The organism is Bacillus sp. YBWC18 (genome assembly GCF_002998775.1).
Lineage (GTDB): Bacteria > Bacillota > Bacilli > Bacillales > Bacillaceae > Bacillus.
In genome coordinates, this window is sequence record NZ_PVRI01000005.1 from 200,636 (window position 1) to 219,718 (window position 19,083).

Annotated in this window: 20 protein-coding genes and 1 pseudogene; 15 read left to right on the top strand and 6 right to left on the bottom strand. The window is 44.0% G+C overall.

The window, feature by feature from the left end:
• Positions 1-45 precede the first annotated feature (45 nt).
• From C6348_RS14785 to C6348_RS14795, 3 genes are read left to right on the top strand one after another with little or no spacing between them, the layout of a single operon-like run.
• On the top strand, positions 46-1,062 hold the full coding sequence (locus C6348_RS14785) for a FecCD family ABC transporter permease (protein ID WP_034659893.1): 1,017 nt from the start codon (positions 46-48) through the stop codon (positions 1,060-1,062).
• Positions 1,055-2,092, top strand: coding sequence for a FecCD family ABC transporter permease (locus C6348_RS14790; protein ID WP_034659892.1), 1,038 nt, complete (start codon positions 1,055-1,057; stop codon positions 2,090-2,092). Before C6348_RS14785 ends, C6348_RS14790 begins: the two co-directional genes overlap by 8 nt.
• 21 nt (positions 2,093-2,113) lie before the next feature.
• Positions 2,114-2,857 carry an IucA/IucC family C-terminal-domain containing protein gene (locus C6348_RS14795; protein WP_106043613.1) on the top strand — a complete coding sequence of 248 codons (744 nt, stop codon included), beginning with the start codon at positions 2,114-2,116 and terminating at the stop codon, positions 2,855-2,857.
• Between the two features lie 15 nt (positions 2,858-2,872).
• Here C6348_RS14795 and C6348_RS14800 read toward each other — a convergent pair whose 3' ends face one another.
• Positions 2,873-3,751: an endonuclease I family protein gene (locus C6348_RS14800; protein WP_106043614.1), complete on the bottom strand. Its 879-nt coding sequence runs from the start codon at positions 3,749-3,751 to the stop codon at positions 2,873-2,875.
• 169 nt (positions 3,752-3,920) lie between these two features.
• On the opposite strand from C6348_RS14800, the gene C6348_RS14805 reads away from it, so the two are divergent.
• Together C6348_RS14805 and C6348_RS14810 are read left to right on the top strand one after the other, a co-directional pair.
• The gene (locus tag C6348_RS14805) at positions 3,921-5,156 is read left to right on the top strand and encodes a pyridoxal-phosphate-dependent aminotransferase family protein (RefSeq protein ID WP_106043686.1); all 1,236 of its coding nucleotides are present in this window, start codon (positions 3,921-3,923) and stop codon (positions 5,154-5,156) included.
• Between the two features lie 157 nt (positions 5,157-5,313).
• The gene (locus C6348_RS14810) at positions 5,314-6,504 is read left to right on the top strand and encodes a tetracycline resistance MFS efflux pump (protein WP_034659885.1); all 1,191 of its coding nucleotides are present in this window, start codon (positions 5,314-5,316) and stop codon (positions 6,502-6,504) included.
• A 57-nt stretch (positions 6,505-6,561) separates the two neighbouring features.
• Here C6348_RS14810 and C6348_RS19090 read toward each other — a convergent pair.
• Together C6348_RS19090 and C6348_RS14820 are read right to left on the bottom strand one after the other, a co-directional pair.
• Positions 6,562-6,702: pseudogene (locus C6348_RS19090) on the bottom strand (oxalate decarboxylase); the annotation flags it as partial.
• A 60-nt stretch (positions 6,703-6,762) separates the two neighbouring features.
• A complete protein-coding gene (locus C6348_RS14820) occupies positions 6,763-7,923 on the bottom strand; it encodes a PucR family transcriptional regulator (RefSeq protein ID WP_106030456.1) in 1,161 nt (386 codons plus the stop codon).
• Between the two features lie 321 nt (positions 7,924-8,244).
• Between C6348_RS14820 and C6348_RS14825 the strand changes: the two genes are divergently transcribed.
• From C6348_RS14825 to yunB, 4 genes are all read left to right on the top strand, one after another.
• A complete protein-coding gene (locus C6348_RS14825; RefSeq protein WP_034659883.1) occupies positions 8,245-9,096 on the top strand; it encodes a DUF72 domain-containing protein in 852 nt (283 codons plus the stop codon).
• Between the two features lie 61 nt (positions 9,097-9,157).
• Positions 9,158-10,531 carry a bifunctional metallophosphatase/5'-nucleotidase gene (locus tag C6348_RS14830; protein ID WP_034659882.1) on the top strand — a complete coding sequence of 458 codons (1,374 nt, stop codon included), beginning with the start codon at positions 9,158-9,160 and terminating at the stop codon, positions 10,529-10,531.
• A 67-nt stretch (positions 10,532-10,598) separates the two neighbouring features.
• The gene (locus tag C6348_RS14835; protein WP_034659881.1) at positions 10,599-10,904 is read left to right on the top strand and encodes a YunC family protein; all 306 of its coding nucleotides are present in this window, start codon (positions 10,599-10,601) and stop codon (positions 10,902-10,904) included.
• 75 nt (positions 10,905-10,979) lie between these two features.
• On the top strand, positions 10,980-11,744 hold the full coding sequence (gene yunB / locus C6348_RS14840; protein ID WP_034282711.1) for a sporulation protein YunB: 765 nt from the start codon (positions 10,980-10,982) through the stop codon (positions 11,742-11,744).
• A gap of 34 nt (positions 11,745-11,778) precedes the next feature.
• On the opposite strand, the gene C6348_RS14845 is transcribed toward yunB, so the two are convergent.
• Positions 11,779-12,723: a M23 family metallopeptidase gene (locus tag C6348_RS14845; protein ID WP_223251586.1), complete on the bottom strand. Its 945-nt coding sequence runs from the start codon at positions 12,721-12,723 to the stop codon at positions 11,779-11,781.
• A 327-nt stretch (positions 12,724-13,050) separates the two neighbouring features.
• Between C6348_RS14845 and lipA the strand changes: the two genes are divergently transcribed.
• Positions 13,051-13,947, top strand: a complete 897-nt coding sequence (lipA, locus tag C6348_RS14850; protein WP_034660686.1) for a lipoyl synthase — start codon at positions 13,051-13,053, stop codon at positions 13,945-13,947.
• Between the two features lie 39 nt (positions 13,948-13,986).
• Here lipA and C6348_RS14855 read toward each other — a convergent pair whose 3' ends face one another.
• Positions 13,987-14,622: a YhcN/YlaJ family sporulation lipoprotein gene (locus C6348_RS14855; RefSeq protein ID WP_106043616.1), complete on the bottom strand. Its 636-nt coding sequence runs from the start codon at positions 14,620-14,622 to the stop codon at positions 13,987-13,989.
• Between the two features lie 120 nt (positions 14,623-14,742).
• Here C6348_RS14855 and C6348_RS14860 point away from each other — a divergent pair, with 120 nt between their 5' ends.
• The 3 genes from C6348_RS14860 to C6348_RS14870 are packed head-to-tail and all read left to right on the top strand — an operon-like array spanning position 14,743 to position 16,264.
• Positions 14,743-15,018: a YutD family protein gene (locus C6348_RS14860; protein ID WP_003213192.1), complete on the top strand. Its 276-nt coding sequence runs from the start codon at positions 14,743-14,745 to the stop codon at positions 15,016-15,018.
• 19 nt (positions 15,019-15,037) lie between these two features.
• Entirely contained in the window at positions 15,038-15,472 is a 435-nt protein-coding gene (locus C6348_RS14865) for a DUF86 domain-containing protein (protein WP_034659878.1), read from the top strand.
• Positions 15,473-15,490: 18 nt separating this feature from the next.
• The gene (locus C6348_RS14870; protein ID WP_106039163.1) at positions 15,491-16,264 is read left to right on the top strand and encodes a TIGR01457 family HAD-type hydrolase; all 774 of its coding nucleotides are present in this window, start codon (positions 15,491-15,493) and stop codon (positions 16,262-16,264) included.
• Positions 16,265-16,306: 42 nt separating this feature from the next.
• Here C6348_RS14870 and C6348_RS14875 read toward each other — a convergent pair whose 3' ends face one another.
• A complete protein-coding gene (locus tag C6348_RS14875; RefSeq protein WP_034659876.1) occupies positions 16,307-16,807 on the bottom strand; it encodes a phosphatidylglycerophosphatase A family protein in 501 nt (166 codons plus the stop codon).
• A gap of 114 nt (positions 16,808-16,921) precedes the next feature.
• Between C6348_RS14875 and yutH the strand changes: the two genes are divergently transcribed.
• Together yutH and C6348_RS14885 are read left to right on the top strand one after the other, a co-directional pair.
• Positions 16,922-17,950, top strand: coding sequence for a spore coat putative kinase YutH (gene yutH / locus C6348_RS14880; RefSeq protein WP_106043617.1), 1,029 nt, complete (start codon positions 16,922-16,924; stop codon positions 17,948-17,950).
• Positions 17,951-18,035: 85 nt separating this feature from the next.
• A complete protein-coding gene (locus tag C6348_RS14885; RefSeq protein ID WP_106043618.1) occupies positions 18,036-19,019 on the top strand; it encodes a 2-hydroxyacid dehydrogenase in 984 nt (327 codons plus the stop codon).
• Positions 19,020-19,083 lie beyond the last annotated feature (64 nt).

The window sequence follows — 19,083 nt, forward strand, 5'->3', positions numbered from 1 at the left end:
AACCATTTTCTCCTTTTTCCATAACAGATTGAAAGCGGGAATCAGATGAGAAGTTTACTAAAAAAGGATTCGAGCAAGGCGCTGCTGTTTGCTGGATTCGTCGTATTGATGTTGGTCTTTTTTATGCTCAGCATTTCTCTTGGGCAAACCTCGATTTCCCTCAAAGCCACCATCCATGCGTTTCTTCATTTTGATGAATCGGATCCAAACAGTGTCATTGTCATGACATCCAGATTATCAAGAGCTTTAATCGCAGCGGTTGTTGGATCAAGTCTAGCCATTTCAGGTGCACTCATGCAGGCATTAACGAGAAACCCGCTTGCGGCACCAGATTTGTTAGGCATTAATGCAGGTGGACTATTTTTTATCGTCATTTCGATTGTTTTCTTTTCAACAGAGTCATTAACAGGCTATATGTGGACAGCCTTTTTAGGTGCTGCGATTGCAGGGATGCTCGTTTTTCTCTTGGGCTCCATTGGAAGAGATGGATTGACACCGGTCAAAATTGTCCTTGCAGGTGCGGCGATATCTGCACTGTTTGCGTCCTTTACACAAGGTCTTTTAATCGTGAATGAACAGTCGATTCAAAGCATCCTGTTCTGGATGGCGGGTTCAGTGTCTGGAAGAAGCATTGATATGCTGCTGCCTGTTTTGCCTTATATTTTAGGTGCAACAGTTGTGGCGCTGCTTCTTGGACGCTCCATCAATGTCCTTTTGTCAGGAGATGATATTGCGAAGGGACTTGGCCAGCGTACGCTGGTGCTGAAAATCACGATGGGAGTTCTCGTCGTCTTTTTAGCGGGTGGTTCCGTCGCTGTCGCAGGATCGATTGGGTTTGTTGGTTTTCTAGTGCCGCATATTGTGAAAAAGCTTGTTGGACCTGACCACCGCTGGGTACTGCCGTATTGTGCCGTTGTGGGGGCGTCGCTTTTACTTGTCGCAGACCTTGCGGCTCGTTTTCTGATCATGCCGCAGGAAGTGCCGATTGGTGTCATGACGGCGGTAGCAGGAGCGCCTCTATTTGTTTATCTCGTGCGCAAGGGGTTGAAGACAGGTGGCTAAAACATATACAGTGCGTTCAAAGGGCGGACGCATTTCATTTCAATTTTCAAAGCGGACGTTTTTGATTTTACTTTTATTGACGGCCGTTGCTTTTGGATTATTTATTCTCAGTCTCTGTATGGGCAGCCGGTTTATTCAGCCGATGGATGTGCTGCTTCATTTAATCGGTCAGGGAGAGGGAAACACCTTTGTGCTCAATACGCTGAGGATTCCAAGAACACTGCTGGCTGTCTTAGTGGGGGCCGCGCTTGCGGTATCAGGGCTTATTTTGCAAGGATTAATCCGCAATCCGCTTGCATCGCCTGACATCATTGGGATTACGAGTGGTGCTTCGTTTGGGGCGATTATGTTTATTGTCTTTTGGATGGGCACTGTGCCTATTGCGTACCAATCCTTATGGGCGATTGCAGGGGCTTTTGCCGTATCGTGCCTCATTTATTTGCTTTCATGGAAAAAAGGGGTTAAGCCGATCACACTTGTCTTAATGGGAATTGGGATTTCTGCCATTATGAAGGCGTGTGTGACGTTTACTCTTGTTCTTAGTGATACGATGACGACGACAAAGTCATATATTTGGCTGACGGGCAGTTTATATGGTTCTACGATGAAGGACGTCACGTCGATGCTTCCTTGGGTCATGATCATTTTACCGATTGTCATGGTGTTAGCAAGAACGATGAATGTGAAGGAGCTTGGAGATGATCTCGCAACAGGTCTCGGGGTAAAAGTGCAGGCAAAACGGTTATTCTTTCTGCTGATGAGTGTGACATTGGCGGGGATTGCTGTTGCCTTTGCAGGCGGCATTGAATTTGTTGGACTGATGGCGCCGCATGTCGCACGGATGATCATCGGCCGCTCCTTCATTGCGCTGGTCCCGGCATCTGCGCTTGTTGGGAGTATTCTCGTGATGCTGGCAGATTTAGTCGCTAGAACGGCTTTTCTACCGTTAGATGTACCAGCAGGTGTATTCACGGCTGCAATTGGTGCACCGTTCTTTATTTATTTGTTATACCAGCAGCGAAATCGATAAACGAAAGATGGAGGTTTTGATATGAGGCCAGAGTGGGTTGAGAGAGAATTACTTGATTTCGGGGTACACATCACAAATGGACCAATGACATCTGACCGCACACTTGCTGCGCTTTTTTCAGAAGCATCTGTCCTGCGTTTATTAGAGGCTGAAAAGGAAGCCATGCATGCACCGAATGTGGCGGTAGCAGCGTCGATGTTTTCAAAGCGTTATGCCTACTTAGCCGTCAGTTCCTCTTTGTACATGATGACGCTGTATGACGGTGTCTATCAGTTTCCACCGGAGGCATGTGCCTTTAGAGGGGATCGGAAAATTGAAATTGATGAGACGTTATGTTCGTTTGTTCCACTAGAAGGAGATCGGCATGAATGGAGAGAGCAGGCTGTGCATGCGCTGTTTACGGAGTGTGTTACACCTCTTTTAGACGTGCTGAAGCGCACTTCAAGACTTCCGTACTCCATTTTGTGGGAAAATGTAGCGGTTCGTATCAATTCTCTTTATCGCAGCATGATGCGGGAAGCCGAAGAGTCTGCGGTGAAGCAGCGCGTGCGGGAGGATTATCTGTATCTGAAGCAAGCGGCTGGTGATGTATTCGGAGCAAAACAAAATCCATTTCATCACAGCTTAAACTTAGATGACAGTTTACTAGAAACATCCGACCGAAAGACCTGCTGTATGTATTATAAGCTCGAGAAAAAATCGGAGAGTCTCGATTATTGTCTTGTCTGTCCGCTTGAAAAAAAGAAGGGCACTGCTTGCTCATAGCAGTGCCCTTCTTTTTTATTCCCAAATCGCGCTTGCCCATTCTGGGTGATCGATAAAGGGATTGCGGTTGTTCTGATACGTTTCATAAATGATCTCGTTGCGGTTCCGTTCGATTTGATCGACTGGATCTTGTTTGTGCCACTTGAGAAGTACGGACATTTTGCCATGGAGAGGGGCGCTTCCATTATTCACTTTGTCGTTTAATTCTAAATCTGGAAAGCGGTCATCGCCCTCGTACCGCACCGCCATATAAAAGAGCATTCTTGCCACATCCCCTTTCACCCGGCTATGAGGTTCGAATGAGTCGCTATCGTAGAAATTACCCGGTGCCCCCTTGTATTCATTTCCGCCCAGATCAAAATCTAAATTTCCACGTGTACTATTCGTTTGTACGTCTGTTGCCCGCAGATGATGGAGATCTGTACCGGGGCCCTGGCTTGTCCCGAAGTTGCCGTGTGACTTAGCCCAGACATGCTCCCGGTTCCACTGGCCAACATTTCCGCCATTCGCTTGCTTTGAGCGAGAGACACCGCTATAGAGCAAGAGCACATTGCTTGGATTTTTTGGATCTTCATCTGTTTTCTTTAAGGCATCCCAAACCTGGCTGTAGGATAGCTGCTTATGATCATCAATAATATCGTGTAAAGCTTTCTTTAGAGCGGGTCCTGATTTGCCATTAGCAGTTTGATAATAGGAATCGATTTGACTTGTAGCGGCTGTTTTCGCTTGTTGTGCAGATGTTTCGTTTTGAAGCTGTAACGGGGAAAATGTGATGGTTTGGCTCGGTTCATTCAGAGTAAAGCTTTGAGCATTCGCAGATTGCGGCAGCGGGGCGGCTAACGTGCCGAATATCATGATTCCGGCAGCCACAGTTCCAAATAAGGTTCTCTTCATTCGATTTCCTCCTTAATAGGGAATGTATTCTCTTTATTTCTATCATATTGCCAGAAAGAAATAAATGGATTTATCGTAAATTTTATGTAATGAATTCGTAGGAAAAGAGATTGCTATTTTAACAGCATTGCTGTATAAGTGGGCATATAGGATGGCAGCAAGGGAGAGGATGGATAACGTGAAAGAACTGCAAATACCTTCAAGAACGATTATGACACCAGGACCTGTTGAAGTAGACCCGAGAGTGCTCCGTGTGATGAGTACCCCAATTCTTGGTCAATTTGATCCAGCATTTACACATATCATGAATGAAACGATGACCTTATTGCGGTCGCTTTTCCAAACAGAAAATGAATGGGCTTTTCCGATTGACGGCACGTCTCGTTCAGGGCTTGAAGCTGTGCTTGCCAGTGTCATTGAGCCGGGAGATTCGATGCTTGTGCCTGTCTTTGGCCGCTTCGGTCATCTGCTCATTGAAATAGGACAGCGCTATGGTGCTGAGGTACATACAATGGAATGTGAATGGGGAACGGTTTTTGATCCTAGCGATATCATTCAGGAAATGAAGCAGGTCAAGCCTAGAATCGTTGCGATGGTCCATGGTGAAACATCCACGGGGCGGTTGCAGCCGCTTGAGCAAATTGGTGAAGCGTGCCGAGAACTCGATGCACTGTTCATTGTAGACGCTGTAGCAACCATTGGCGGGGCCCAGGTGAAAGTGGACGAATGGAAGATTGATGCGGCGATTGGCGGTACGCAGAAGTGCTTGTCTGTTCCATCAGGCATGTCACCTATCACGTATAATGACCGGGTTGCAGCTGTCGTTGAATCGAGAAAGAAAGTGGAAAAGGGAATTGCGACACAGGATGAATTGCAGGAGCAAATGGATATTTATCCAATTAAAAGCAATTACTTTGATCTCAGCCAGCTCCAGGATTATTGGAGCCCTAGACGATTAAATCATCATACAGAAGCGACAACGATGCTCTATGCACTTCGTGAAGGGGTTCGTGTTGTGCTGGAAGAAGGACTGTCTGAGCGTTTTCAAAGGCACGCATATCACGAGAAAGCCTTGATGAAAGGTCTTGAAGCGATGGGACTTGAATTGTTCGGTGATCCACATTGTAAAATGCCAGTTGTGACATGTATTGAGATTCCAAGTGGTATTGATGGAGAAGCGGTACGTGCCGATCTGCTTAAGCATTTTGGCATTGAAATCGCAAGCTCCTTTGGACCGCTAGCCGGACGTATATGGAGAATTGGCACAATGGGCTATAGCTGCAGAAAAGAAAACGTGCTGTTTGTGTTAGCAGGACTGGAAGCGATTCTAATCAAACACGGTGCATCCATCCATTGCGGAGCAGGGCTTCAGGCGGCTCTTTCTATCTATGAACAAGGTGAATAAAGTCATACGGATACTCGCTATTTGCGGGTATTTTTTATTTGGAAAAGAAAACTAATTTTTGAAAAACTAGACTTATAGACAGTGATATCGCTATACTGAAGAAGTTCTGAGTTTTTGACATCATTTTCATTTATTTTGCAGAAAGAGGTTTTTTGATATGAAGAAAATGGGCAGATTATACATTTTGATGCTCAATATTTTTATTGCCATGCTTGGCTTTGGCCTCATTGTCCCTGTCATGCCAAGTTATATTGAAGCCTTTGGCGCAACAGGAAAAACACTCGGTTTTCTTGTCGCTGCAACAGGTCTTACACAATTTGCTTTATCGCCGGTTGCAGGCGCACTGACCGATCGATTTGGACGTAGAAAATTGATCATTGCCGGGATTGCCGGCTTTACCATTGCCCAGTTTATTTTTGCATTTGCTGATCAGCTGTGGATGCTGTTTGTATCACGTTTTTTAGGCGGTGCGGCCGGAGCTTTACTCATGCCAGCCATGTTTGCATACATTGCTGATATCACAAGTGAGAAGGACCGAGGGAAAGGAATGGGGCTATTTAGTGCAGCAATGACGTTAGGCTTTGTTATTGGACCAGGCGTAGGCGGCTATTTGGTCGAGTATGGGATCGCTTTTCCTTTTCTCATCGCAGGTTCCTTTGCAGCTCTTTCTACCCTATTATCCATCCTGTTTTTACCTGAAACTTTAACAAAGGAAAAGCAGGAAGAAGCGCGGTTAAACAAAGACATTCATTTCAACCCTTTTGTACAAATGATGCAAGCTTTAAAGACATCCTACGGTTTTTTGTTTATATTGGCGTTTGTCCTCAATTTTGGCATCATTCACTTTGAATCGATTTTCGGCTTATATGTAGACCAAAAACATGGATTTACACCGAAGGATATTGCGTTTGTGATTACGGTTGCGGGTCTTGCTGGCGTGCTTGTCCAAGGTGCGTTGGTGAATGCCTGTGTGAAACGATTTGGTGAAATGCGCGTCGTGCGTTATGCACTGCTAGGAGCGGCTTTGATGCTCATCGTCTGCCGTGTTGCACCGTCCTTTTGGCTGATCTTTACAGGCTCTATTTTATTTTTGTCGGCTACATCATTTGTTCGTCCAGCCCTCAATACATTGTTGTCCAAAATGGCAGGTAATCAGCAAGGAGTAGCTGGCGGCCTTAATACATCCTTTATGAGCCTTGCCAATATTGTCGGACCGAGCCTTGCTGGGATTTTATTTGATGTGAATATTGAGTTTCCTTTTATGCTCGGAACATTGGTGCTTTGCATAAGCTTCATTGCATCCATCGTGTGGGGGAAAAAAGTGCAGCATACTTCTGCAATTTCTTAAAATTTGTTTATAAAAAAACCGATCAGCACAGATTGATCGGTTTTATTATAATGGTCATCACCTTTTATATGTAACGACAGGTGATTTTTCTTTATGAAGCGCACGAATCATGGCATCATCTACATGTAAATGCTCTTTCACTAATTGAGGAGGGGATAAGGCCATCCACTGATTCAACGAAATATCTGCAAAGCGATTTTTGCCTCCTCGTGTATCACTTTTCTCCTCCAAACTATATGAAGCTTCGGAAGAAAACATTCAATCAGGATGGGGTGAGAGAAGCATCTGAATACGTAATGCTAAGCGCAGCCTTAATGTGGCTTCAGGGTCTTTTAAGCTGATCCGAAGCAGCTCCTCACACTTCTCCAATCGATAAATGACCGTGTTGCGATGAATAGACAAACGTTTCGCTGTTTCTGAAATGTGGCAATGCGTTTCTAAATAGACAGATAAGGTGTGGAGGAGGTTTTGATCAGCTTCATATACCGGGTGAAGGTGCATCTGGTGAAACGTGACTAAATCCTTTCTTGGAATAAGCTTCAATAAATCTGGCACATCCTTTGCCTGATAGAACTGAATATATTCCGCCTGCGACGAGAGATGTCCGGCTTGAAGAGCCTCTAATGCTTCACTGTAGCCCTCAGACAGATGGGTGGTGCGACAACTAGTCAAGCTCACGCCAAAGGAAATGGTGTGATTCGCTTGTATGCTAACGAGCATCTGCAACTGTTTCAAAAAAGAGAGGAGTCTGCCACTCATCTTTGACCAACTGCCTGTCTCTTCCATTAATACAATGCCCATATCACCTTTGACAAACAGAAAGGAAGGAAAAGGAGAGCTTGGAAGTGCGCTGTCAAGTAGATCAACGACTTGATCTAACATCAGCTGCTGGTTCAAAAAATGAGTGGTCTCATGACAATGATCAAGCTGACAGATCATACATAGATAGCTGTTTTCTATGTTTAATCCAAACGTCTTCGCAATGTATGCAGCGTCTTGCTGAGAATACGATGCACCCTCTATCCATCTGCGAAACCCTTCATTTCTTGCACGCTTGGCCGTTTGCTGGGCAGTATATTGTCTCATTCGCGCAATTGAGATTTCGTTTACTGCTTGTGCAATGAAGACTTGCAGTGTTTCATCCAGCGGAGGGATGAAGGAAGGGATGACCACATACTCACATGTTTGTTCGGTTAGATCAATCGGAAAGACGGAAAAGGTTTGCTTCGCATATATCATCGAAAAATAATGGGGTGTCCTTCTTTGGAAAAAGGGGAGAATGCGAATCCAATCTGGGCTCGTGATCATGGTGTGCGAGTTGCAGAGAATACGTCCATGCTGGTTACACAAATAGACAGGCTTGTGAATCCTTTCGGCGATTTTTTGCAATGCTTCAAACTGGTTATCGTCTATTTTCATATCCACTAAGTCTCCTTTATTGAGAACTAAAGCTCTTGGTGAAGATGAATAAATAAATGGACAATCACTGTTAACTTCTCTGATATGCAATTTATGTTATCAGCTCAAATCATTTTAGATAGAAAGTTGTCAACTAATATCACAAACAAACAGAGCGTCAGGACAAAATCACGTACCGTCAGTCATCTTCATTCAGAATTACGGGCAAATATGATATGTTGTAGACAGAAGAATTTCTTTCAGAAATATGGGTATCACAAGAGAAAAAGGCTTTCATGTGAGGAAGCCGTCTATACATGAGAGTGGCAAGAGGTGAGAAACATGATTTATATCGGATTAACTGGCTGGGGAGACCATGACAGTCTTTATCCGCCGAAAATCGGCAGCGCTCAAAAGCTGTTTCACTATTCGTCAACGTTTCCCATTGTGGAGCTGGATGCCAGCTTTTATGCGGTTCAGCCTGAGCGTAATCATGAAAAGTGGATCAAGGATACGCCAGATACCTTTCAATTTGTCGTGAAAGCATATCAAGGAATGACCGGGCATCAGAGGGGCGAAATTCCGTTTGCTTCGAAGGAAGAGATGTTTGACGCATTTATTCTTTCATTAACTCCGCTCATTCGAGAAGGGAAACTTGCCATGGTTTTGTTTCAATTTCCACCATGGTTTGATTGCAAAAAAGAGCACGTCCACTATTTAAGATGGTGTAAAGAGAAGATGGGTGACATTCCATGTGCCCTCGAATTCCGTAACCGCACATGGTTCTCAGATGAATTTTATGAGCAGACCTTGTCCTTTATGGAAAAAGAAGGATGGATTCATTCTGTTTGTGATGAGCCGCAAGTTGGAGAAGGCTCCATTCCGCCAGTCATACAAGCTACGCACCGTGATAAAACATTGGTCCGTTTTCACGGAAGAAATAAACAAGGCTGGCTTCACCCAGCAGACCATGAGAATTGGCGTGAAGTGCGATACTTATATTTATATAATGAAGCTGAATTAAAAGAGTGGAAAAAGAATCTCGACATTCTGCATCAGCAATCAAAAGATGTCTATGTCGTGTTTAATAATAACTCCGGCGGAGATGCAGCGGCGAATGGCCAGCAGATGATTGATTTACTGGATATTACGTATTCAAGCCTTTCTCCGAAGCAGTTAGATTTATTTAGTTAATTGAGAGCTGCGGCTTTCAACCTGAATGACGGTTCAGTGACAACTTGAGGGAGAGATCAACATGCTGCAGAAGCTATGGTTATATCATACAAACGACTTGCACAGCCACTTTGAGAACTGGCCAAAAATCGCAGCTTATATTGAGGAAAAGCGTCAAGTTCACGATCAGATGCTCTTGTTTGATATTGGCGACCATATGGACCGAGTGAACCTTGTGTCAGAAGCTGATTATGGAAAGGTAAACGTCAAGCTTCTCAATCAACTTGGCTATGATGGGGTCACGATTGGAAATAATGAAGGCATTACGCTGCCTCATGATCAACTCGATCAATTGTACGAGCATGCACAATTTCCAGTGGTTCTGTCTAATTTATTTGAGAAAGGCAAAAGGCCATCGTGGGCAAAGCCCTATCATATGATCCAAATGGAAAACGGACTGAAAATATGTCTCTTAGGCGTGACCATTGCGTATACACCCGTCTATGAAAAGCTGGGCTGGGACATTACAGATCCGTTTGACAGCATACGGGACATACTGCAGGAAGTGAAGGGACAGGCAGATGTCATTGTACTCTTATCCCATCTTGGTATCATCCATGATCGGGAGGTCGCCCGTGATTTTCCTGACATCGACATCATCCTAGGCTCACACACGCATCATTTGTTAGAGCAGGGTGAAATGGACAATGGGGTGCTGCTTGCATGCGCTGAAAAGTATGGGCATTATATTGGCTGTGTCGAGCTGACAATTGACATAGCGCGCAAAGAGCTGATCGAGAAAAAAGCAACGGTGCAGTCAGTGGATCAGCTGATCAGTGAATCAGATGAAGCCATCACTACCTTACAGCAAGCAGAAAGAAGAGCCAAAGCCCTCATGCAGGAAAAAGTAACAGCGATTGAGTCAAGGTTAGAAACGAAGTGGTTTGATGAATCCCCGCTTCCGCAGCTCTTAACAGATGCCATTAAAGATTGGTGCGGGGCAGATATCGGCATGATGAATGCAGGTATGGTGCTTGATTCATTAGAGGCAGGAATCGTGACAAGAGAAGAAGTCCACCGAATCTGCCCGCATCCCATTAATCCCATTCGGGTGACGCTTACCGGTCAACAGCTCATCGAAACCGTTCGGCGTGCCTGTGAAGAAAAAATGGAACAGCTGCGCATCAAGGGCTTCGGCTTTAGAGGTGAGCTGATGGGGAAAATGCTGTATAGCGGCCTCACCTATACAGTAGAAGAAGGCGAAACCAAACGGGTAAAGGATGTCTTTGTACATGATCAATTGATCAAAAAGGACGCTTCCTATACGGTTGGCACAGTCGATATGTATACATTAGGCTCTCTATTTCCTCATATCCGTGACCATGAACACATTGAATATTTCATGCCGGAATTTCTACGTGATGTGCTTACTTGGCGCCTGAAGGAAACCACATGAAATCCGCTTTAGCCTAACAACACTCGCCCTTTTGTCACATAGATTGTGATGAGAGGAGTGAAGGGATTTGGTGAATTTAACACCTATTAAAATTGATGGACATTCCTTTACAGCCGTCACCGTCAAACTGCCGAAGACGAATTTTATGGCGGTAACAAATGAACATGGGTATATTATGTGCGGTGCACTGGATGTCGGGCTCTTAAATGAAAAGCTTGCAGATAGAGGAATTATCGCAGGGAGAGCAGTTGGTGTGAGAACCATTGAGCAATTGCTTGATGCCCCTTTAGAATCTGTGACATACGCCGCAGAAGCGCTAGGCATTACAGCTGGAACCAATGGAAGAGACGCATTATTAAAAATGGTGAAATAAAATGGATAGATGATTCCTATCCCCCCGCCTGTCTGCATACACTTGTAGTGGAGAAGGGGGGATTTTTTATTGAGAATGAACCGCCGTTATCGCCCCTATAAAAAGGGCCCTTTGCCATTTCGATACGTCATGCTGCTTGCAATCTTATTCTTTGTACTCTCAACCGTCATTAGTCTATTTTTTATTAACCGTTCAATTAAACCAACCCTTATTCACATTGCGGAACTAGAAACAGAGCGTATCGCCAATCATCTGATCCAATATTCTGTTCAAGACTTTGCAGACGATCAGGAGAATATGAAGGATATGGTGGTCATGAATACAAGTGAGAACGGAAAAGTAACGACCATCGATTTTAATGCGCAGGCAACATCGAAAGCAATGGCTGACCTGTCACGTCATCTTCAAAAAAATTTAGAGGACATTGAAAAGGGGAACTTTCAAAAAGAGGCAAAAGAAGCGTTAAAGGATCAAACAGATGGACATGACGGCATTATATATAACATTCCGCTTGGGCAAGCGTCCGGAAATGCACTCATCGCCAATCTAGGGCCAAAAGTGCCTGTACGCTTTAGTGTCATTGGTGATCCACATACGGACGTTGAAAAAAACATTAAGCCTTATGGCATCAACAATGCCTTGATTGATATTAGTGTTCTGATCGAGGTCAAGGTGAGAGTCATCATCCCGTTTGCATCTGAAACAATCGTGGTCAAGAATTCAGTTCCCGTCTCCATACAAGCCGTTCAAGGGGACGTACCAGATTATTACAATGGCAGCGGAACAAACTCAGGCGCTCCATCGATTGTTCTCCCAGAGAAAAAGGAGAAGAAAGAATAATGAAAAACAGCCCAAGGAATGATTGGGCTGTTTTCTAATTGCGTTTCCGCTCAGCTCTTTCCCACGCCCTTAAATGAGGGTATGGATCAAATGACCATTCAGTTCTGCCGTTGTCTTTATACATGCCATAGTGAAGATGCGGCGGAAATTTTCCTGCTGTGCCTGGGGGGCCATAACCGGAGCTTCCGACAGATCCAATGACCTGTCCGGGTTCAACAATTTGACCTGTTTTGAGTCCTTTTGCAAAGCCATTTAAATGAGCGAAGTAATGATAATGATTATGAATATCTCGAATACCAATCCGCCAGCCGCCAAAGCGGTTCCAGCCTTTCATTTCAATCACGCCATACGATGTCGCACGAACGGGAAGTCCATAATGGGCAAATAAATCCGTGCCCTCATGAATTCTTCTGCCGCCAAACCCTCTCGCATCTCCCCATGTACCCCGGTAGCTGTAGTCAGCTCCGACCGGAAGAGGGAAGGCATGCTTTCCGAGGTCAAGATGGCCGTAGTGCTGAAATAGCTTCATAAAAGATGAAATAATTCCAACGGTTTGATCTCGTCCATAATAGTCCCATAAAGCAATTTTTAATTGATCAATGCTGCTGCCGTAGTGAAGCAAGTATTGAGCAAACGTGAATAATACATCCTCATCGTCATCGCTGTTCGCTTTTCCATCCCCGTTTCCATCAAGTCCAATTCCGTCAAACACTTTAATGCTTAAAGGAGAGGTATCCTGCTTATTCGGGTTTTCAGGGCCGATCCACATTTCCCGGGGAATGTAGATACTAATGACGCCTTTTTGTTTCGGTAAATCTCTTCTGCTTTTTCGAATATTGTGCTCATACTGATCAACCGCAGCAAGTACATACCATGGAACCTGTGTCGTGATGGCGACTTTTTCGTATAGTGCCATTCGCTGCTTCAGTTCGTCTGGCTGCTTGCCTTCCCCTTGTGCATGAACAGGTAAAGGGAGCATTGAAAGAGCGATCATGATGGCTAAAACCACTTTCACAAACGTCCATCTCCTTTCATCAAGCATCGTCTTCTACCGTTTAGTGTGGTTAGATCACCCTATTTCATAAGAAGAAAATGTTAGTAATTTTCTTCTGATTTTTTTAGGAGGCTTTTGGGTATTTTTGCAGCTCATTCCCTTGTTGTTCAATCTGTACTATGTTAAAGTGTCTAAAGAAAAGGCTTTAGGCCAAAGATTCAATTTTTTGCAGCTTCTTAGCTGCATCCATCGTATATAGCAGGAAGATTTTTGTAGATGCACCTTTAACGAATTCATATGGAGATGATGGAATTGGCAAAGAAGGAAGAGCACGTAAGAAAACCGGACTGGCTTAAAATTAAGCTGAATACGAATGAAAACTATACCGGTTTGAAAAAAATGATGCGGGAAAACAACCTGAATACCGTTTGTGAGGAAGCAAAATGTCCGAATATTCATGAATGCTGGGCGGTGAGAAGAACTGCTACATTTATGATCCTTGGATCTGTTTGTACGCGCGCATGCCGTTTCTGTGCGGTGAAAACTGGACTTCCAACTGAGCTTGACCTGCAAGAGCCAGAACGCGTGGCAGATTCAGTGGCTTTGATGAACTTAAAGCATGCTGTGATAACAGCGGTTGCAAGGGATGATCAAAAGGATGGCGGAGCAGGTGTGTTTGCTGAAACCGTTCGTGCCATTAGAAGAAAAAGTCCATTCACGACAATTGAAGTTCTCCCTTCAGACATGGGCGGCAATTACGATAATTTGAAGACGTTAATGGACACACGTCCTGATATTTTAAATCACAATATTGAAACAGTTCGCAGATTAACGCCAAGGGTTCGTGCACGTGCTACATATGATCGTTCATTAGAATTCTTGCGCCGCGCAAAAGAAATGCAGCCCGACATTCCAACGAAATCAAGCATTATGATTGGACTAGGTGAAACGAAGGAAGAAATCATTGAAGTCATGGATGATCTTCTTGCGAGCAACGTGGATATTATGGCGATTGGTCAGTATTTACAACCTTCGAAAAAGCATTTGAAAGTTCAAAAATACTACCATCCGGATGAGTTTGCAGAGCTGAAAGAAATTGCGATGTCAAAAGGCTTTAGCCATTGTGAAGCTGGACCGCTTGTGCGCTCTTCCTACCATGCAGATGAACAAGTAAACGAAGCGTCTAAAAAGCGTCAGGCGCAAGCATAACAAAGAAAACGCCAGAGCTCTCTGGCGTTTTTTCTCATATTAATTTTGGCCGTAAGGGGCGTTTCTTCTCATGGTACGGTCGGAATTCGTCATACCATTTGCATCTTCTTTCGTAGAAATATCTCCACCTTGAGGGGAATATTTCATTTGTTGAATCGTTTTGGTTAAAATTTGATCAAAATCACGTGAATTGGTTTGAAGACGTGAAAAATTGGCAATGGATTGAAAGTGCTCTGGATTATCAGAGACGTATACATGATAATAACGAGGGAGTACAGAAACCGCCGTTTTCTTTACTTGATCGGCAGATTCATCCCGGTTTTTGTTTCCTGTTCGATATACAATCAGTGCATCCTCATCTGTCACAAGTGTGGCTGCATCTTTGATGTTTGGCAGCTGCACACTTAAACTTGTAATGACGTGGGCAAGATGCTCGCGATTTAAAGCAGGTGTTCTTTCTTTCTGATCCGTTACTTGCTGGCGCTGATAACGAACATATCCTGCTCTGTTTGTGTCTGCTTCTGGCATGTTGGAATTATTTCCTTCATGACGATCCGATAGACGGATGGTTTTACTTGAAGAATCTTCATCCACTTGCCGGTTCATACCTGATTGAAAGCCGCACCCGCCCAAAAGCATGCTGAGGAGAATCGCGGCTGTCAGTTGTTTCTTCATAAATGTGACCTCCTTTTTTCTTTAGCTTCGGCTAAAACGGAAAAAACATGCTTTAGCAATTGATGGAGTTCTTCCAATGAATTATCATTAAAGATGGATCGTTTAAAAAGAGGTGAGAAGATGATCGTCATTCAGAATGCTACTTTTGATCTTGTAAGAGATATCAAAGACGGTTTTGATGAAGAAGCGTTTAAAGCAAGGTACTCAGATATTTTAAATAAGTATGATTATATTGTGGGGGACTGGGGCTACAATCAGCTGAGACTGAAGGGGTTCTTTGATGACCAAAACCAAAAGGCCACATTTGATACAAAAATCAGCACACTCGATGAATACATTTATGAATACTGTAATTTTGGCTGTGCCTATTTTGTCTTAAAACGAATCAGAAAATAACGCAAAGGGGAGCGTCATGATGTATTTCGTAGACAGAAAAAAAATTGAAGAGACATTGCGTTTTTTCGAGGAGCAATATGAGTTGATGCGCAGCCATCAAACATGGACAAGTCCACTAGAGAAAAAAGCGCTGGAACGAATTGTTCATTTGCTCGTCGAATGTATTCTTGATACGGGAAATGATATGATTGATGGTTTTATTATGCGTGATCCAGGAAGCTATGATGACATCATGGATATTCTTGTTGATGAAAAGGTTGTACCCGAAGAGGAAGGCAGTCAGCTGAAAAAGCTTGTCTCGTGCCGCAAAACACTTGTGCAGCAATACCAGGAAGTGGTTCATCACGACTTGCTGCAGGTGATCAGCGAGGTTGAGCATGCGCTAGAGGTTTTCCCAAGCCGCATCCGTACCTACTTGGAGCAGGAGCTTGGCCCAGTATCAGCGTTTAAATAATCCATTGGAGTTGTGAGCATCATGAAATACAAAGGCTACTTAATTGATTTAGACGGAACAATGTATAAAGGAACAGAAAAGATCGAAGAAGCAGGTCAATTTGTTCAAAAGTTAAATGAATTGAACATTCCTTACTTGTTTGTCACGAATAACTCGTCACGCACGCCAAAGCAGGTAGCGGAAAAACTTGTTTCATTCGATATCCCAGCAACAGAAGAACAAGTCTTTACAACAAGTATGGCGACGGCCAATTATATTGCCGAACAAAAGAAAGACGCGTCTGTTTACGTCATCGGTGAAGAAGGAATCAAGCAGGCCATTGAAGAAAAAGGGCTAATGTTCGGTCAGGAAGACGCTGATTTCGTTGTTGTTGGAATTGACCGAGACATTACATATGAAAAATTCGCAGTAGGTGCGATTGCCATCCGTCAAGGCGCACAATTTGTCTCAACAAATGGAGACATCGCCATTCCAACAGAAAGAGGGCTTCTGCCAGGGAACGGCTCATTAACATCTGTGCTGACCGTCACCACTACGGTCCAGCCAACGTTTATCGGGAAGCCAGAATCCATCATCATGGAACAAGCGATGAGGGTGCTCGGGACCGATCTGTCTGAGACGCTTATGGTGGGTGATAACTATGATACGGATATTATGGCAGGGATGAATGCAGGAATGGACACATTACTCGTTCATACAGGCGTGACAACAAAAGAACTGCTTCAGAAGTATGACAAACAGCCAACCTATGTCATTGATTCATTATCCGAGTGGATTGAGCGATTATCATAAAAAAAAGAGGACAAGCGTTACGCGCGCGTCCTCTTTTTTGCTTTATTCCGCATTTCTCGTACTATGTGCAAGCCTGCTTGATGCTGCAGCAGCAATGGCGCCGACAATGTCATCTAAAAAGGTGTGGCACTCGCCTGTGGATTTATCATTGAGTTTCCCGAGAATCCCTGGTTTTTCTTTATCGATATATCCGTAATTCGTAAAGCCGATCGAACCATAAATATTGACGATAGCAAAGGATAGAATTTCATCAACACCATACAGGCTTTCGTCTGTTTCTAAAATGGACTGAAGCGGCTCGGTTAGCTTTTTTTGCTCGGCTAGTACGTCTAGTTCGACGCCTGTTAATATCGCATTTTGGACTTCTCGTTTTGCGATGACACGCTCCACATTGTGGATGCATTCTGACATGTCTAAGCCAGGATGATATTTTTCCTGTAAAAAGTAGACAAGGTCTGCTATATCTTGAATGGATACGCCTCGTTCTTGTAAACGGCGTCTTGCTGTTTTTTCTACTTCGTTCATCTCATGATGATGCGGCATATATTCCTCACCCAATCCTCGTAATTTGGTCCACAACGTGTAAAAAGCTTCGGATAGTAAATAGTATTCATAAATCCCTCAACCTGCGACTACGATATGATAAGAGACGATCATATGAACGCAGGTGAAAACATGAAAGAAACCATTTATCACACATTTGGTATTGATGTGCGTCAATTTATGCCATATGGCAGTTATCAGAGCTTTCAAACGTCGGAGGCTCTCTTTATCATTGTTCCTGTGTCTCATTTGCGAGAAGAAGAACTCACAGAGCTGTATCATATCAGTCAGTATTTACTGAATGCCGGAGACCCATACGTCGCTGTGTTTGAATTAACAAATGAAGAGAAGCCCACCTTTACTCATGGAAAGGAGCTGTATGCTTTATTAAAGACAGCACCGCCGATCTCAAGCAGATCGTTTCAGCAGGCATCAGAGCTGGCGGCCTTTCATGTCAGGGGAAGAGGATTTCCATATGAGGTATCTGAAACAAAACGTGTGGGAGCCTGGAAGGAATTGTGGGCAAAACGGTTAGATCAGCTTGAAGGCTTTTGGATGCAGCAAATGCACCAAAAACCACTGGAACAGTTTGAAAAAAAATTCATCGAATCCTTTCCGTATTATCTTGGATTAACGGAAAATGCCATTCAATATTTAGTGGATACTGAGCTTGATGATGAACCGAAGGAATGTGACTCAGGCACTGTCTGCCACCAGCGTTTTTCGCGGAGGACTTGGCCGCATGAGCAGCCGCTTCGTTTACCTGTAGATTGGGTCTTTGATCATCCAACCCGGGATATAGCCGAATACTTAAGAGAAACCTTTGTCCAGCATAAGGAAGATTTAATTGAAGAAGGCTTCTCCTTTCTTCAGCAATATGAGCAGGTGACACCTCTTTCTTCCTTTTCTAAGCGTTTGTTATACAGCCGCTTGTTGTTCCCGCTTCATTATTTTGAAATTGTGGAAGGCTACTACATGTCAGGAGAAAATGAAAAATCATATTATGAAGAGCGGTTAGATTACGTCCTAAATGATGCCAATCGCTATGAATACTTTCTGAAGGTCTTTCAAGAAATGAGTGCCATGCGAAGCGGCGAGAGCCCGATACCGGCAGTTGGCTGGATCACAGGTCCACGGATTTGAAGTTTCAGTGAACAGATGAAACGTCTCTTTTCTCTTGAGGCGTTTTTCGTTATGCTTAAAGAAATCAATCAAAGGAGTGTTCTTCTTGACGAAACCATATGTCTATATCACAAGAAAGCTGGATGAAGCATCACTTACACCATTAAAAGAAGTCGCTCATATTGAGATGTGGCCGAGCGAGGATGAGCCATGTCCAAGAGAAGAATTAGAAAAACAAGCAGCTCAAGCGGATGCGCTTCTCACCATGCTGTCAGATCAAGTAGATGAAGCCCTTTTATCAAAGGCTCCACAAGTTAAGGTGATCGCAAACCTTGCTGTTGGCTATGACAATATTGATCTTGAGGCCGCTGAAAAGCGCAATATCACTATTTGTCATACACCGGATGTATTAACAGAATCCACGGCTGATTTAGCCTTTGCCCTTCTGATGGCGTCAGCTAGACGGATTGTCGAGGCGAGTGATTGGATTAAGGAAGGAAATTGGACAGGCTGGGGGCCTCTTCTTCTTGCCGGCGCTGATATTCATCACAAAACCCTTGGGATTGTTGGCATGGGAAGTATCGGAACAGCGCTTGCCAAGCGGGCAGCAGGCTTTGACATGAAGGTGCTGTACCATAACCGGTCAAGAAAGCCAGAGGCAGAAGCGCAGCTCGGCGTGACTTATGCGCTATTTGAGGAACTGCTTACGCAGTCTGATTTCATCGTCTGTCTTACCCCTTTAACCCCGGAAACAAAAGACATGTTTAATGAAAAAGCATTTGATCTGATGAAGAACTCAGCCTATTTTATTAATGTATCAAGAGGACAGACTGTGGATGAGGATGCTTTATATGAGGCGGTCACGACAGGAAAAATTGCCGGAGCCGGTCTGGATGTATTTAGACAGGAACCTGTCAGCCCGTCTCATCCGTTAACAACATTACCTAACGTCACGGTTCTCCCTCATATTGGAAGTGCAAGTGTCGAAACGAGAAAAACGATGATGCGTTTGTGTGCTGAAAATATTGCGCTTGTCTTACAAGGTCAGCAAGCCAAAACGCCGGTTCATTCATCATATAAGGCTCCCTGAGTTTCGGGAGCTTTTCTGACAAAAATATTTTGAAAATATAGAATCTTGATATAAATAGCTGTTA

Excerpts from the sequence above, each read along its gene's own strand:
- C6348_RS14830 (WP_034659882.1), top strand. The coding sequence starts at position 9,158 with ATGCTGCAGAAGCTATGGTTATATCATACAAACGACTTGCACAGCCAC.
- yutH (WP_106043617.1), top strand. The coding sequence starts at position 16,922 with ATGAACGCAGGTGAAAACATGAAAGAAACCATTTATCACACATTTGGT.
- C6348_RS14860 (WP_003213192.1), top strand. The coding sequence starts at position 14,743 with ATGATCGTCATTCAGAATGCTACTTTTGATCTTGTAAGAGATATCAAA.
- C6348_RS14820 (WP_106030456.1), bottom strand. The coding sequence starts at position 7,923 with ATGAAAATAGACGATAACCAGTTTGAAGCATTGCAAAAAATCGCCGAA.
- C6348_RS14865 (WP_034659878.1), top strand. The coding sequence starts at position 15,038 with ATGTATTTCGTAGACAGAAAAAAAATTGAAGAGACATTGCGTTTTTTC.
- C6348_RS14875 (WP_034659876.1), bottom strand. The coding sequence starts at position 16,807 with ATGCCGCATCATCATGAGATGAACGAAGTAGAAAAAACAGCAAGACGC.
- C6348_RS14855 (WP_106043616.1), bottom strand. The coding sequence starts at position 14,622 with ATGAAGAAACAACTGACAGCCGCGATTCTCCTCAGCATGCTTTTGGGC.
- C6348_RS14825 (WP_034659883.1), top strand. The coding sequence starts at position 8,245 with ATGATTTATATCGGATTAACTGGCTGGGGAGACCATGACAGTCTTTAT.
- C6348_RS14800 (WP_106043614.1), bottom strand. The coding sequence starts at position 3,751 with ATGAAGAGAACCTTATTTGGAACTGTGGCTGCCGGAATCATGATATTC.
- C6348_RS14845 (WP_223251586.1), bottom strand. The coding sequence starts at position 12,723 with ATGCTCCCTTTACCTGTTCATGCACAAGGGGAAGGCAAGCAGCCAGAC.
- C6348_RS14805 (WP_106043686.1), top strand. The coding sequence starts at position 3,921 with ATGGATAACGTGAAAGAACTGCAAATACCTTCAAGAACGATTATGACA.
- C6348_RS14810 (WP_034659885.1), top strand. The coding sequence starts at position 5,314 with ATGAAGAAAATGGGCAGATTATACATTTTGATGCTCAATATTTTTATT.
- C6348_RS14785 (WP_034659893.1), top strand. The coding sequence starts at position 46 with ATGAGAAGTTTACTAAAAAAGGATTCGAGCAAGGCGCTGCTGTTTGCT.
- C6348_RS14795 (WP_106043613.1), top strand. The coding sequence starts at position 2,114 with ATGAGGCCAGAGTGGGTTGAGAGAGAATTACTTGATTTCGGGGTACAC.
- yunB (WP_034282711.1), top strand. The coding sequence starts at position 10,980 with ATGAACCGCCGTTATCGCCCCTATAAAAAGGGCCCTTTGCCATTTCGA.